Below are 15,780 nucleotides of genomic sequence, written 5' to 3'. Positions count from 1 at the left end.
AGCGTTGGTGTTCACCTCTTCCCATTTCGAACAGAGAAGTTAAGCCCAACTGCGCCAATGGTACTGCAGTCAAATGTGGGAGAGTAGGTCGCTGCCAACTTATTATCAAAACCCTTTACTATAATCAGTAAAGGGTTTTTTGTTTTTAGCCTTTTGAAAAAATAAGCGACGGTTTACAAACACTCATAAGCCAAGAAAAAGGCAAAATAAAAACGCTGCTTAAATTAAATCTCTTTAATTCGAAGCAGCGCTTAAACACAGTTCTAAAATTACGGTCAATTAAACTGGTTCTTATAATTTTTCCTCGATTTCTTTCCCTGAACATTCACCTCAGGTATTGAATCGCTTGGTACCACAACATATTTCCTGGTAGATTTTCTATTTGTCTTTTGATCTACCAATGCAATCTCTTGCGTATGTTTTTCCTTTTCTTGTCCTTGATGCCCATGCACCGGATGAAGGTGCTTATAGTCGGGATCTATTTCCTGAGCCACAATTTTACCTACAGAAAACAAAAGCGCAGCTAAAACGTATATTTTCTTCATCTATTAACAGATAATAGATGCAAGTATATAAAAGTGCTAAGTGAAAATACATGGCGGTAAATACTGATATTTAACTACGTATTTATTCATTAAAAATGGTTCGCCGAAAACCTGATTCAATTATTTGTAACGCCTGTTTATCGCTTGTAAAGCTTATTTTAAGTGTTTGTTAAAGTGGATTTATCTGATTAAGTTAACATACATTTTTTTTATATTTCAACAAAGGCTAACAATTATGGAGGAAGTATCGGATTTTTTTTCGAAACTGCTGTGGTCAGAATCATGGCCAGCACGCTGGTATTGCGGAAAATGGACAGATTTTCATGGCTGGCTGTATATCTTTTCTAGTCTGGCGATCTGGGCCGCTTATTTCGCTATTCCTTTCAGTCTATTTTATATGCTCAGAAAGAAAAAGGACGAAATCCCATTTGTAAAAATACTATGGCTGTTTATTTTATTTATCCTGCTTTGCGGCCTTACCCATTTGGTTGATGCAATTATATTCTGGGAGCCAGTATACAGATTAAGTGCTTTAATATTGTTTATAACAGCGATTATTTCATGGATAACCGTATGGGCATTATATAAGGTAATACCGCACGCATTAACACTTAAATCACCTCAGCAACTGGAGATCGTCGTAAACGAAAGAACGCAGCAACTTGCTGAGTCAAATCAAAATCTGGTACGTCTGAACAAGGACATGGATAATTTTATTTATTCTGCTTCACACGATTTAAAGTCACCGGTCAACAATATTGAAGGCTTGCTGCAATTATTAAAAGCAGAAATGAATCCGGAAAATAAAGTTGTAACCAGCCTGATTGAAAAAATTGAAAATTCAACAGCAAAAGTTAAAAATACGGTCATTAACCTTACCGACATTGTTAAGGTTCAAACCAATCCTTATGAAGACATTCAGGAGATCAATATTCGCGAAGTGCTGAAAGAGATATTGTCGGAAAATGAAATTCTCGTTAAGGCGAGTCACGCAAAGATTACGTTTACGTTAAATGTTGAGACAATTATATACAGTAAGCAGGCATTCAAAAGTATTATGTACAATCTTATCATTAACAGCATAAAATATAAATCACCGGACAGGAGCTTGAAAATTGAAATCATGACAGCTCACAATCCTGTAACCAACAGGAATGAAATCAGCGTAAAAGATAATGGATTGGGTATAGATCTTGATTTGTGCAGGGATAAACTATTTAAGCTGTTTAAACGTTTTCATGATCATATAGAAGGCTCTGGTGTAGGACTATATATTACTAATAAAATTGTAGAGGATAAGGGAGGCAAAATTGAAGTAGAAAGCGCGGTAAACGTCGGGTCTGTATTCAAAATAATATTCTAATTCATGAAAAAGTTCAAGTCTGTACTATTAGTTGATGATGATGATACAAGCAATTTCATCAGTGAGATCATTATAAATAAATCAAGTATTACCGATTCAATCAATACAGTTAAAAATGGAAACGAAGCTATGAAATTTGTTTCCAGCCATTGTCTGACGGAAACATGTGATGAAGAATGCCCTCAGTTAATCTTTCTTGATTTGCATATGCCGGTAATGGACGGCTTTGATTTTCTAAACGAATTAAAACTCAAAATGCCTGATCACACAAAGTGCTTTAAGATATATGTATTATCATCATCAAGTAATCCCATTGATATGGATAAAGCAAAGGAATATGATATTGAAGGATATATTCTTAAGCCACTGGACATGGATAAAATGCGCCGCTTATCATTAGCCAGCTAGTGAGACAGTCATAAAATACCTGAAAGCTATGGATCTAAATTAAGTTAAGATCCATAGCTTTTTTTATCAGCTCTGCTGAATTGTGCACTTCCATTTTTTTCATCAGATTAATTCTGTGTGTTTCAACAGTACGAACACTGATATGCAGTTTGTCCGCAATCAGCTTTGTACTTAAACCCATTGACACCTCACGTAAAATCTCCAGCTCTCTTTTGGTTAAAGCTTCTGATAATTGATTCCCTTTGATCAGTTCTGGATTCGCCAGTCCGTTCAGAATGATTGAATAAATATCAGCGGAAAAATATTTTTGTCCGGCACTAACAGCCTTCACCGCTTTTACAATTTCTTCGTGATCTGTATTTTTCAGAAGATAAGACAGCGCTCCTGCCTGAACACTTTTCAATACATATTCAGGGTTATCGTGCATAGAAAGTACGATAAACTTAACACGGGAATTATATTTTTTAACTTCAGTAATCACCTCAATTCCGGTTTTTTTAGGCATGGTAATATCTACGACAACAATATCCGGATCGAGTGTGTCTATAAACTGCACAAGTTCTTCCCCATCGGTTGCTTCACCTACTACTTCAAATTCATCGATCGATTGAAGCAGCGCTTTTATGCCATCCCGGATCAGCGTATGATCATCGGCTATTACAATGGAGATCTTTTTCATATAGTTATCTAATTAGAAGTATAGAGGTACAGTGATCGATACAGTAGTTCCGTTTTTATCAGATTTGATTGTAAAATTACCATCAATGAGTCTGGCACGTTCGCCCATGTTTCCGATTCCTTTCCCTTCGACTTTATTTTTCAAATCAAATCCCACACCATTATCCGAAATTTCCATTTCGATGCTGTCTGCTTTTTCAATCAGTGAAATGCGGATTTCGGATGTATTGGAATATTTAATTGCATTATTGATCGCTTCCTGGGCTATGCGGTACAGACTTACATTAATATCAAAAACATTCTTAGGTTTCTTCTCAAAAGCATACGAATCATATGTCAGCACAATAGGAATATGATATAGTTTTATCGAATATTCAACAAGTGTTTTTAGTCCGGCTGCAAGACCAAAGTCAATCAGCACAGCAGGCATTACGTTGTTTGAAATTCGCCTTAATTCAGTAATTGTATCATCAATGATATGTTGAATATCTTTTTTATTCTGTTGATCTTCTTTCAGCATACCAATGCGCAAACGTATTGCAGTCAGCATCTGCCCGAGTCCATCGTGCAATTCACGCGCCAATCGTTCACGTTCTTTTTCCTGTCCTTCGATAAGCGCACTTGTTTTCTGCTTGGTTAAAAGCTTTTCCTTTATTTTACTTTCAATCAGATCAACGCGCATTTTTAATAATGCATTTCCAAGTGTATCATCAGCACTTACTGCTCTGTAGTCGGCGGACAAATTTCCTTTACCGATTTCATCCGCAAAGGAAGCCGTTACTGCAATATGCTGCTGAAGATTAAGAATCGCATCTTCAAACCTGCCAATTTCATCACCGGAAAAATTTTGTTTCTGAAAGGATTGATTAAATTTCCCAAGAGAAATGGTATCAATCAACCGGGTTAAGTTATTGATCGGATCAACAATCTGTTTTACCAATATAAGCGTCACAACCATCAATACCAATGAAACCAATACTGCTATACCAATCATATAGTTCCGGATAACATTAACGCTTGCCATTGCTTCACTTACATCAATTTCAGAAATAAGCGCCCAATCCATTCCTGGAATATCTATCTTGCTTTGAACGCTGATAACAGGAATGTCTCTGTAATCGTTAATAATAGAGCCTTCTGCAAGTGTTTTACCTGAAAATGCATGCTGTGTTGCAGCAGTATTCACTTTAATTTTGCTTGGAAGCGTGTCTTCATAAAAACGTGATTCACTTCTCATGTAAAGATCGTTGCCAACCAGGTAAGATTCTCCGGTAGCACCCATTCCCGAACGGATTTCAATAATATCATTAATGTATGCGTGATTAATAAAATATATACCCCATACAGACGCACGTTTTAACTTAAACACACAAAGCAATTGTGGATGCTTCACGCCATATTGATTGGTGATATCACTAAAAAATAATTCATTGCCGGTTGCTGCATGATTCTCTTTAAATTTATGAAAGAGATCTTTGATAGCTGTATCAGCGAGATATTTAGACTTATTGGAATGCGCGTGCTTGATAATATTTCCGAGTGAATCCATAAATACTATGTCTTCATACACAGAAAGCATGGAGCTATTGTAAAGCGAATCGTTTGAATTAATGGAATAATTTTGATCAAGTATATGCAGGCCACCGATGATCTGTACCGGAAAATTATTCAATTCAAATTCGTCATCACGAATATCACGAACAACGCCTAATAAAAAATCTTCAATGGATTTCTTCTTGATCACATTCACAGCAACCAACTGATTGGTTGTTTTTTCAATAATAGTCTTTTTGAAAATGTAATATAAAATGGAAGACACTGTAAGCAATGTAACAATTCCTATTAGCAGATAGGAAATAGAAAGCTTCGTGGAAATCGGAAGTTTTTTTAAAAAGCTTATGTTAAAATACGCAGACAAACAGCAGTTTTTTAATTAAAGGTTCAGCAAAAAACCTGCGACTTAGTATATACCTATTTGATAATGAGATTAAAATAAGTATAACTACCGAATCGGAGGTACGGAATTACCTCAATAAAGATAACGAAAATACGCCATAACGCATAATAAAGACTCAGACAAAAGGGAGGTTATAGTCTGGTCAGATCAGCAAATACTGTACATATGCGGCAAAAGTGTTTGAATTAGGAAATGTTTTGTAGATTTAAGCAATCCCATTTTCAACATTGTCCTTATGAAAAAAGACCTTTCAAAATTAGTAAAGTATATCCATACACTTCAGGTTAAACCCAAACAGTCTGTGGATTTGAAGAAGCAGTTTCTAACAGATTATGATCACAAAATACTTACCAAGGAAGAAGGAGAGGAACTGCTGAGCTGGGGAATCGCCAAGCTGTCTGAAATGCAGGATAAACTGTATGCAGAGGGTAAAAAAAGTATCCTGTTAATTTTTCAGGCTATGGATGCTGCCGGGAAAGACAGTACGGTAAAACATATTATGACAGGCTTGAATCCGCAAGGCGTGAAGGTAACAAGCTTTAAGGTGCCTACAAAACTCGAGCAATCACATGATTATTTATGGAGACATTATGTAGCCTTGCCTGCAGCCGGCGAGATTGGAATATTCAACCGTTCGCATTATGAAAACGTGCTCGTTACGCGTGTACATCCGGAGTATATTCTTTCAGAATCTTTGTCTGAAATTGAAAATATTAAACAGATCAACCAGAAATTCTGGAACAAACGATTTGAACAAATTAATAATTTTGAAAAACATTTATCAGATAATGGCACGTTGATTCTAAAATTCTTTTTACACGTTTCGAAGAAAGAACAGAAAAGACGTTTTATTGAACGCATTGATGACCCTTCAAAGAACTGGAAGTTTGCTGTAGGTGATCTAAAAGAACGTGTGCACTGGAAAGATTACAGACTGGCTTACGAAGATATGCTGAGTAACACGTCAACAAAGAATGCTCCTTGGTTCGTTATACCGGCCGATGACAAATGGTTTATGCGGTTGATTGTAGGTAAGATCATTCTTAGTGAATTCGAGAAGCTAAAGCTAAGATATCCGACAGTAAGTCTGGAGCAAAAAGAAGCATTAGAAAAGGCAAAGGCAGAATTATTGAAAGAGAAGGAAGTGAATGAATGAGTTTTGGTTTCTATAGCTTCAAATAAAGAGAAGCATTCTGAATGCTTCTCTATTATTTGATTAGCTGTTTGAAAAATCCTAAGTGAAAAAATTTCAATTTAAAATCTATTCGGTTTTAAATACCTATTCCAAAAATGCCCCATTGAATAAGTGATACAAGATTACGGCATATAATTCATTTTTTCAACTTTTAGTACATGTATTATTTCTTGAAATACAATTACTTAACAATGGTTAACAAAATCGAAAAGTTGGTATTTGATTTTCAAAGGAGGTTTATATGGAAAAAGAATATTAAAAAACTCTTAAAAAAAATAAAAAAAGCCGCATGTAATTACATGCGGCTTTTTCGTAGAAGTAATACCTGAAATTACTTAGCTGCACTATACAAAGCAGCAACTTTAGACCAGTTTACTACATTCCAGAATGCAGCAATATAGTCAGGTCTTCTGTTTTGGTATTTCAGATAATAAGCATGTTCCCAAACATCAAGGCCAAGAATCGGAGTGCCTTTTACTTCAGCAATATCCATTAAAGGATTATCCTGGTTTGGCGTAGAAGTGATTTTCAATTCACCGTTTGATACGATTAACCAAGCCCAGCCAGAGCCAAAACGTGTTGCGCCTGCAGTTGCAAATTGTTCTTTGAATGCATCAAAAGAACCAAAAGCCTTATCGATAGCCGCTGCCAGCTCGCCAGTAGGTGCGCCGCCTGCATTTGGACCGATTACTGTCCAGAACAACGAGTGGTTGAAATGACCACCGCCATTGTTACGGATGGCAGGAGAATATTTACTGATATTTTTGCAGATAGCTTCGATAGATAAAGATTCAGCATCTGTACCCTTGATTGCGTTGTTTAAGTTTGTTACATAAGCATTGTGATGCTTGCCATGGTGAATTTCCATCGTAGCCTGATCGATGTTCGGTTCCAGTGCATTTGGTGCATACGGTAATGCAGGTAGTTCAAAAGCCATAATAGTATATAGGTTTAATTAACAAATACGTGATGAATACATAATTTAGAATTATTTTCTGAGTTTCCGAAAGAATTCAAGCAATAGCTTTTCACTTTCTTCAGAAAAAGGACCTTGTTTAACAATTGTTTTTGGGTGCATGTTTAAACCGTTAATAGAACTATAACCGCGTTTAATATCTTTTGCAGCATAAATAACGCTACCAATCTGCGACCAGGTTAATGCACCCGCACACATGACACAAGGTTCAAGCGTAATATAAAGAGAACAATCAATTAAATATTTTCCGCCCAGATGATTGGAAGCAGCTGTAATAGCAAGCATTTCTGCATGTGCTGTAACATCTGAAAGCAGTTCCGTCTGGTTGTATGCACGTGCAATGATTTGATTATTGCTTACTACAACGGCACCAACTGGAATTTCTCCTTTATCAAATGCTTTCTGCGCTTCTTTCATGGCTTCGCGCATGAAATGTTCGTCGCTGTGAATACTGAGCATTCGAATTTATTTTTTGTTTTTCGTACCTCTTTTTTTCTGGTCTTCCAAAATTTGTTCCGGAGTTACCAAGCCCTTAACAACCGGTTTCTCAGCAGATGGTATGGCGTTGCAGGCCTGCTTTGTATTTACATGTATAGACTGCATCATGGCTCCTGCTATCGGCTGATATTTTTCCTGAAATGCTTTAGAACAATAAAAGTTGAAGATCAATAAATGATTGGCATTATCCGGCGCCAGTTTTTCTTTATCAACTTCAGCTTCGCCTACAGTCTTGGCCAATATTGAAATGAGCATATAGTGATAGCCTTGTGTATTGTCAAAGATGGAGTTGTATTCATAACGTATATACGGACGTCCATTGATTGAAACAATGTCTTCCTGAATAAACATGACTGTATCGTATGAGTCAACAATGGTTGCATGGAAAATACCTTTAAGAATATTCAGGTCAAGCCCTCCCCAGCGTGATTTGCTGATGTTTAAACCAAAATCAACCGTACGGTCTAAATTGGTGTACATGGAAACAGGTTTTTTTGTAGAAGGATATTTATTTGCAATATCATCATCCGACATTTGAGTAAAATCCTTTGGCATCCCAACAGTAATACCATCAACCATCTTCTGAGTAACCAGCTTAGGTCCGCGCGCAGACATCAAAAATAAGGCAAGGCAAATAAATACAATATTTTTCATAGGTAAAGAATTAGCGTAGCAATGTACAAAAAACACTCACGTTGAGCGTAATTCAACAAGCATTTAATCATGGAATTTAAGTAAAAAAATGTTTTCAAAAGCACTGCTTATGTAATGTATTGATTAAGAGGTGTATTTTATAGGGCGAGAAAGGTAAACCGGAAAGGCTTAAATGCAGGTTTTCAACAAATATTCAGGGAAATTTTGTAAAAAACGCCTAACTTGTGAGCCTGTTTAAAATATTAACTAATAGGTATATGCTACGTTCTCATACGTGTGGTGAATTACGGATTTCAGATGTAAATAAAGAAGTAACCCTTTGTGGTTGGGTAGCGCGTGTGCGTGATAAAGGCGGAATGATATGGGTTGATTTACGTGATCGTTACGGAATGACTCAGTTGATTCTTGAAGAAGGTAAATCATCAAATGAAATTTTAGAAACATCCCGTAAACTTGGTCGTGAATTTGTGATCAAGGCTTCAGGAAGTGTCATTGAACGTGTGGCGAAAAATCCTAAAATGCCAACGGGTGATATTGAAGTTAAAATTTCAGCGCTGAATATACTGAACGAATCAAAGACACCTCCGTTTTTGATTGAGGATGAAACAGATGGCGGTGATGAAACAAGAATGAAGTACCGTTACCTGGATCTAAGAAGAGATGCTGTACGGAAAAATTTGGAGTTGCGCCATAAAGTTTCAAGAGAAACAAGAACCTATTTAGATGCAAACAATTTCCTTGAAGTTGAAACGCCTGTATTGATCAAGTCTACACCGGAAGGTGCAAGAGACTTTGTAGTTCCTTCAAGAATGAACCCCGGTCAGTTTTATGCATTGCCGCAATCTCCACAAACCTTCAAGCAATTGTTGATGGTAGCAGGCTTTGACAGATATTTCCAGATTGTTAAATGTTTCAGTGATGAAGATTTGAGTGCTGACCTTCAACCGGAGTTTACGCAGATAGATTGTGAAATGTCATTTGTAGAGCAGGAAGATGTATTGAACATGTTTGAAGGCCTGGTGCGTCACCTGTTCAAAACAGTTAAAGAATTTGATCTGCCTGAAGTGCCGCGCATGCTGTTTGCAGATGCAATGAAATACTACGGCAGCGACAAACCGGATATCCGTTTCGGAATGAAGTTTGTTGAGCTTACAGATCTTGTGCAGTCACAGGGCTTCCAGGTTTTTGATGAAGCAAATCTTGTAGTAGGTATTAATGCTGAAGGCTGTGCAGAATATACACGTAAAGAAATTGATGCGTTAACGGAATTCGTGAAGCGTCCGCAGGTTGGCGCGAAAGGAATGGTTTGGGTACGTTATGCTGCAGACGGCTCATTAAAATCTTCTGTAGATAAATTCTACTCAGCAGATGACCTGAAAAAAATCGCGGAACGTTTTAATGCGAAACCTGGTGACTTAATGCTGATCCTTTCGGGCAACGGAAATAAAGTACGTGGCCAGTTAAACGACTTACGTCTGGAAATGGGCAGCCGTTTAGGTTTACGTCCGAAAGATAAATTTGCAGCATTGTGGGTGATCGATTTTCCACTGTTGGAATTTGGCGAAGAAGAACAGCGTTGGTTTGCCATGCACCACCCGTTCACATCGCCGAAAGATATTGATGCGTTCATGAAGCTTCCGTTTGAACAACTGGGCAGCGTAAATGCAAATGCGTATGATTTAGTAATCAATGGTGTTGAAGTGGGCGGCGGTTCTATCCGTATCTATGATAGAACGGTTCAGAATAAAATGTTTGAAGTATTAGGTTTCTCTGAAGAAGAAGCGAAAGCACAGTTCGGGTTCCTGCTTGAAGCATTTGAATATGGTGCGCCTCCGCATGCTGGTCTGGCATTCGGTTTTGACCGTTTATGTTCAATCTTTGGTGGTGTAGATTCAATCCGTGATTTCATTGCGTTCCCTAAAAATAATTCAGGCAGAGATGTAATGATTGATTCGCCGTCTGTGATTGATGACAAGCAATTGAAAGAATTAAACATTGATGTAAAGCTTACAGCAAAAGCGTAACATTCATATCGGATAATAACATGCGAAAATAAAAGTCCCGTCCTGATAGCTATTGGGATGGGTTTTTTGTTTTTTATGAACAATAAATTAGGCATTGTAAATCAAAGATTACTTCAACAGTAATTTATAAAAAATCTTCATTGAAAATCTCCCTGTTCATACCGCCACTTACGCAGATCAATACACCATACCCTGCAACAGCTTATCTGAAAGGATTTCTGAATGAGACAGCATACAACAACTGCTCTCAGGCAGATCTGGGTTTAGAATTGATCTTAGAGATATTCAATAAAAAAACAATCAGCCGGTTATTTGATGAAGCTGCTTTACAAAAAGACCTGTCTGAAAATGTAAAAGATATTCTTGCACAGCGGTACCGATATGAATTTTGTGTAGATGCAGTTATTCGTTTCCTGCAGAATAAAAACATTACGTTGGCTCATAAGATTTGCGCCAGCGATTATCTGCCGCAGGCATCAAGGTTCAATACCCTCAATGAAGAAGTAGAAGAGTTATTCGGTAGTATGGGTATTCATGACAAGGCGAAGATGCTTTGTACGTTATTCATTGAGGATATCGGCGATCTGATTATAGAATGTATCTCTCCCTATTTCGGATTCAGTAGGTATGCGGAAGATATTGCACGGTCGGCAACTTCATTCGACCCGATTTTAAAATTACTTGAAGCGAACAATAATAGTATAGACGAAATATTAGCATCCATTGTTGATCGTCATATTAAGAATGAGCAACCTGATGTGGTGTTGTTTACCATACCCTTCCCGGGGAATGTTTACGGTGCTTTCAAGGCAGGGCAACATATAAAGAAAAACTATCCGCATATAAAAATCCTGATGGGCGGCGGTTTTCCCAATACAGAATTGAGAAGTTTGTCGGATCCGCGCGTGTTTGATTTTACCGATTTTGTCACGCTGGATGATGGTGAGAGGCCGGTACTGAATATACTGGAATACCTGGAAGGTAAACGTGAGCTCGCATTACTGAAGCGTACATTCATACGTGAAGGTGGGGAGGTAAAATATATTAATGGCTGCAAGGCTCCGGATATCGCACATAGTAAGGCTGGTACTCCTGACTATACAGACTTGTTGCTGGACAGTTATATCTCTATGCTGGAAATGGCGAACCCTATGCACCGGTTATGGAGCGACGGGCGCTGGAACAAGCTGACAGCAGCACATGGTTGTTACTGGAAGAAATGTTCGTTCTGTGACATCTCACTGGATTACATCGGCCGCTATGAACCTGCATCGGCAAGTATGTTGGCGGATAAAATCGAAACAATCATAGCACAGACAGGTACTACCGGTTTCCACTTTGTAGATGAGGCCGCACCACCTCTGGTGATGCGGGATTTGGCTCTTGAGCTGCTGGACCGTAAGCTGGATATTTCCTGGTGGGCAAATATCCGTTTTGAAAAAACCTTCACCGACGATTTATGCAAACTTCTGGCAGCATCAGGCTGTATAGCTGTTACGGGAGGATTGGAAGTAGCCTCTGATCGCTTGTTGCAGTTGATGGAGAAAGGAGTGAGTGTTGCACAGGTTTCTCAGGTTGCTTCAAACTTTACACAGGCAGGCATTATGGTGCATGCGTATCTCATGTATGGCTTTCCCACACAGACGGCACAGGAGACAATTGATTCCTTAGAAGTTGTCCGGCAATTGTTTGAAGCACAGGTATTGCAATCGGGCTTCTGGCATCGCTTTTCAATGACTGCCCATAGTCCGGTTGGATTGAATCCTGAAAAATATCAGGTTGTTAAAATCGGACCGGAAGATGGCACCTTTGCCAATAATGATTTGATTCATGAAGACCCGAACGGTTGCGACCATGATTTATTTTCGGAAGGATTGAGAAGATCATTATTTAATTTCATGTTACAGAACTGCCTGGATTGGCCAGCTAATGAATGGTTTGATTTCACAACACCGAAAACATCGTTGGCACCAAAACTTATTCAATCTTACATTAATGCCAGTGATGGCGATGATGAAGAGAAACTGAATTACAGGATTTGCTGGCTGGGTCGCGTACCAACGTTCACCGTACAAGGGAAAAACTGCAAGGTAGGAATTGAAACACCGCATGGTATGATTACTACCAAGCTTGATTTGAAGTCTGCGAATTTTATCGAACAGCAATTAACGAGAGATCTCGTTTCAATCAAATCATTGATTACGTTGAATGATTTTCTGGAAAAATACACTGAAGAAACCGGGCAGACAAAAGAAAATTTATTGCATTCAGAAACCTGGAGTGCTATACGGAATACGGGTTTGTTATTGCTGCGGTTTTGAATTTGAGATTTCATTCTGTTATAAAGAGTATATAAAATAAAAAGCCTCCCGATAGTTGTCGGGAGGCTTTTTATTTTATCAGCACTGATTAAGCCAACAATTTATCGTCAGCATCTTTTTCAGCTTTAGATCTTAAATCCAACAACATCGGCACCGCAATGAAGATGGTAGAGTAAGAACCGAAGATAACCCCGATCAGCAATGCAAAAGAGAAACCTCTTAATGTTTCACCACCGAAGATGAATAGAATCAATACAGACACCAATACGATAACCGTTGTCATGATGGTACGGCTAAGTGTACTGTTGATAGACGCGTTTAACATTTTCGCCATGTTCAGTTTGTGAGATTCTCTGTCGAATTCACGGACACGGTCAAAGATTACAACGGTATCGTTGATAGAGAAACCTATAATTGTAAGTAATGCAGCAACTATTACCTGGTCAATTTCAAAGTCAATATTGAACACACGCAGGATCGCGAATATCGCAAGAACCATAAGTGTATCGTGGAATAAGGCCACAACACCGCCCAGAGACAACTGCCATTTCTTGAAACGTAAGAAGATATAAAGGAAGATACCGATAAGTGATGCCAGCATGGCTTTCCATGAAGCATTTTTAATATCATCCGCTACCGTAGCACCAACTTTAGAAGAACTTAAAACTTCAAAGCTGTTTTCTTTAGCATAATTCTTAATCCCTTTGTTCAAGGCAGCAACTACTATTGTATCTGCTTCTGCAGATTCGTCTTCAACTAAATAACTTGTCGTAATTTTTACTTTTGTTTCTGAACCGTAAGTTTTCACTTCAGAACCAGCCCCTTCAAAATAATCATTCAAACCAGCTCTAAGGTCTGATGCTACAACCGGATTTTTGAATTCAACGATGTAAGAACGGCCACCCTTGAAATCCACACCAAGGTTCAATCCGCCTTGCATGATTGTAAGCACTAAACCGATAACAAGAATTGATGAAGAGAAGATATAAGCGATTTTACGCTTAGAGATAAAATCGAAGTTCAGGTTTTTAAATGCTTTCTTAGAAATGAATGTGTCAAAAGAAACAGCATCATCTTTTTTGCTGCGAGCCATCCACAATAAAATTACTTTGGTGATGTATACAGCAGTAAAGAATGAACAAAGTACTCCGATTACAAGCGTTGTTGCGAAACCTTTTACAGGACCTTCACCTAAGAAGAATAAGATAACACCCGTTAAGATGGTTGTAAGGTTGGAGTCAAAGATCGAGCTGAACGCTTTGTCATAGCCAAGTTCAATGGCAGCTAATAATGATTTGCCGTTGGCAAGTTCCTCTTTGATACGTTCCATAATCAGGATGTTCGCATCGACAGACATACCGATTGTCAATACGATACCGGCAATACCAGGAAGCGTAAGTACTGAGTTCAGCGATGCAAGGAAGCCCAATGTAAAGATGATGTTAAAGATCAATGCGATATCAGCGATCAAACCACCTTTGTTATAGTACATCATCAATAGCAATACAACAATTGCAATACCTGCAAACATAGATACTAAACCATCCATGATTGCTTCCTGTCCAAGTGTAGGACCAACTACAACTTCTTCAACAATACGTACAGGCGCAGGAAGTTTACCAGCCTTTAAGATGTTTTCTAAATCTTTTGATTCTTCTTGTGTAAAGTCTCCGGTAATGACAGAGCTACCATTCGGAATTTCTACCTGCACAACAGGTGCAGAATAAACAGAGTTATCTAATACGATTGCAATACGTCTTTTCAGGTTTGGATTTTGCGGAGGAGCAGTAGATGCTTCTTTTGTAATTCTTCTCCATGCCTGAGCACCGCTTGGGTTCATCTGCATAGATACTTCGTATCCTTTACCGGTTGGTGAAAGGTAAGATACAACATTTGTAATAACATCACCTGAAAGCGCTGCTTTACCATCGCGACCGATTTTTACCGGAACAAGTTCAATATATCCGATACCATCGTCAGAGATGTTTGCTTTTCTTTCCCAAACAAAACGTAAGTCGTTGCCAATAATAGACTGAACTTTTGGCATGTTCAGAATTTTATTGATTGTTGCAGTATCTTTAGTTTCATAGATCAAGCCACCTTGTGCACGGATCAGGCGGTAGAAGTCTGAAACTTTTGAAGTATCCTGTTTTACAGAATCCGCCTTTGCAGTTTTTGTTGAATCTGTATCTGAGTTTACTAATAATGAATTGTCTGCCTTCGCAGTTTTTGTTGCAGTTGTATCTATAACTGCATCTGCATCTTTTTGTTCTTCAGCAAGTGAAACCAGGTAGTCATTGATACGGTTTGTTTTTTCAGATATTTCATAAATCTGATAAACTTCCATGAACTCAAGTTTTGCAGTTCCTTGTAATAAGTTACGTACACGTTGTGTATTCTCAACACCCGGTAATTCAACAAGGATACGGCCTGTACCTCTGATGCGCTGAATGTTTGGCTGGATGGCACCGAATTTATCGATACGGTTACGAAGAATGTTGAATGAGCGGTCAACAGACAAATCAATTTCGTCGTTGATCATTTTTTCAACTTCTTTATCAGTTGAGTTGATCGTGATTTTATCTTTGTTTGCCGTGTTAGCAAAAATCTTATTCAGATTATTAGCACCTGCTAATGCACGGTATTCATCAAAGAATGATTGCTGGAATGTGTTTTGGCTGTTGCGTTGTTTTGTTTTTGCATTTTCAAGCGCTTGTTTGAAGGTCGCGTTTTCTGCATTCGAGCCTGCCATTGCTTTTAAAATTTCTACCGGAGAAACTTCAAGCACAACGTGCATACCACCTTGCAAATCCAGACCTAAAGCCATTTCGAATCTCTTTACCTGCTTGTAGGTAAATTCTGCACCTAGTAAATTATATACCGGTTTGTCGTAGATTGAATCAAGGTAAGCCTGTTTGATGTTGGGATTTATTTTCCCATCGGCTTGTGTTGCTGCATCAGCCGCATCTTTCTCAATACCTCTTGCTACAAAGGTAAATGAGATGTAAAAGAAGCTCAGTGCAGTAACAATTACTGTGAGCGCGATAATTAAATTCTTATTTCTCATTGTTAGTTAGTAAATATATTATTGTATTGGTAAAACTGGATTGAACCTTTTATGCAAAGGTGCTTACAAGCCATGCCATATGAGCAGACTTATG

At 38.2% G+C, this 15,780-nt stretch carries 12 protein-coding genes and 1 rRNA gene; 6 read left to right on the top strand and 7 right to left on the bottom strand.

Annotated elements, in window-relative coordinates; all coding sequences use genetic code 11:
- Positions 1–100 (top strand): 5S ribosomal RNA (rrf, locus tag ACTHJT_RS05440); the annotation flags it as partial.
- Between the two features lie 175 nt (positions 101–275).
- Here the strand turns inward: rrf and ACTHJT_RS05435 are convergent.
- The gene (locus tag ACTHJT_RS05435) at positions 276–545 is read right to left on the bottom strand and encodes a hypothetical protein (protein WP_440236960.1); all 270 of its coding nucleotides are present in this window, start codon (positions 543–545) and stop codon (positions 276–278) included.
- 235 nt (positions 546–780) lie between these two features.
- Between ACTHJT_RS05435 and ACTHJT_RS05430 the strand changes: the two genes are divergently transcribed.
- Both ACTHJT_RS05430 and ACTHJT_RS05425 read left to right on the top strand, forming a co-directional pair.
- Positions 781–1,908 (top strand): sensor histidine kinase, encoded by a 1,128-nt coding sequence (locus ACTHJT_RS05430; protein WP_440236958.1) that lies wholly within the window; start codon positions 781–783, stop codon positions 1,906–1,908.
- 3 nt (positions 1,909–1,911) lie between these two features.
- Positions 1,912–2,316: a response regulator gene (locus ACTHJT_RS05425; RefSeq protein ID WP_440236954.1), complete on the top strand. Its 405-nt coding sequence runs from the start codon at positions 1,912–1,914 to the stop codon at positions 2,314–2,316.
- 34 nt (positions 2,317–2,350) lie between these two features.
- Here ACTHJT_RS05425 and ACTHJT_RS05420 read toward each other — a convergent pair whose 3' ends face one another.
- Both ACTHJT_RS05420 and ACTHJT_RS05415 read right to left on the bottom strand, forming a co-directional pair.
- Entirely contained in the window at positions 2,351–2,995 is a 645-nt protein-coding gene (locus ACTHJT_RS05420; protein WP_440236951.1) for a response regulator, read from the bottom strand.
- Positions 2,996–3,007: 12 nt separating this feature from the next.
- Positions 3,008–4,912 (bottom strand): sensor histidine kinase, encoded by a 1,905-nt coding sequence (locus tag ACTHJT_RS05415; protein ID WP_440236949.1) that lies wholly within the window; start codon positions 4,910–4,912, stop codon positions 3,008–3,010.
- A 274-nt stretch (positions 4,913–5,186) separates the two neighbouring features.
- On the opposite strand from ACTHJT_RS05415, the gene ACTHJT_RS05410 reads away from it, so the two are divergent.
- Positions 5,187–6,107, top strand: a complete 921-nt coding sequence (locus ACTHJT_RS05410; RefSeq protein WP_440236947.1) for a polyphosphate kinase 2 family protein — start codon at positions 5,187–5,189, stop codon at positions 6,105–6,107.
- A 370-nt stretch (positions 6,108–6,477) separates the two neighbouring features.
- Here ACTHJT_RS05410 and ACTHJT_RS05405 read toward each other — a convergent pair whose 3' ends face one another.
- Genes ACTHJT_RS05405 through ACTHJT_RS05395 form a run of 3 tightly spaced genes read right to left on the bottom strand, consistent with a single transcriptional unit; the run spans position 6,478 to position 8,274 of the window.
- Complete coding sequence (locus ACTHJT_RS05405; protein ID WP_440236944.1) at positions 6,478–7,083, bottom strand: superoxide dismutase; 606 nt, start codon at positions 7,081–7,083, stop codon at positions 6,478–6,480.
- Between the two features lie 51 nt (positions 7,084–7,134).
- Positions 7,135–7,581 carry a nucleoside deaminase gene (locus ACTHJT_RS05400; RefSeq protein WP_440236941.1) on the bottom strand — a complete coding sequence of 149 codons (447 nt, stop codon included), beginning with the start codon at positions 7,579–7,581 and terminating at the stop codon, positions 7,135–7,137.
- Positions 7,582–7,587: 6 nt separating this feature from the next.
- Positions 7,588–8,274, bottom strand: a complete 687-nt coding sequence (locus ACTHJT_RS05395) for a hypothetical protein (RefSeq protein ID WP_440236938.1) — start codon at positions 8,272–8,274, stop codon at positions 7,588–7,590.
- A 257-nt stretch (positions 8,275–8,531) separates the two neighbouring features.
- Between ACTHJT_RS05395 and aspS the strand changes: the two genes are divergently transcribed.
- Both aspS and ACTHJT_RS05385 read left to right on the top strand, forming a co-directional pair.
- A complete protein-coding gene (gene aspS, locus ACTHJT_RS05390; protein WP_440236935.1) occupies positions 8,532–10,298 on the top strand; it encodes an aspartate--tRNA ligase in 1,767 nt (588 codons plus the stop codon).
- Positions 10,299–10,438: 140 nt separating this feature from the next.
- A complete protein-coding gene (locus ACTHJT_RS05385) occupies positions 10,439–12,619 on the top strand; it encodes a B12-binding domain-containing radical SAM protein (RefSeq protein ID WP_440236933.1) in 2,181 nt (726 codons plus the stop codon).
- Positions 12,620–12,707: 88 nt separating this feature from the next.
- Here ACTHJT_RS05385 and secDF read toward each other — a convergent pair whose 3' ends face one another.
- Complete coding sequence (gene secDF / locus ACTHJT_RS05380) at positions 12,708–15,686, bottom strand: protein translocase subunit SecDF (RefSeq protein ID WP_440236929.1); 2,979 nt, start codon at positions 15,684–15,686, stop codon at positions 12,708–12,710.
- Between the last annotated feature and the right edge of the window lie 94 nt (positions 15,687–15,780).

Source organism: Cytophaga sp., from assembly GCF_051961495.1.
Classification (GTDB): Bacteria; Bacteroidota; Bacteroidia; order Cytophagales; family Cytophagaceae; genus Cytophaga.
This window is presented reverse-complemented; position numbering and strand designations above follow the sequence as displayed.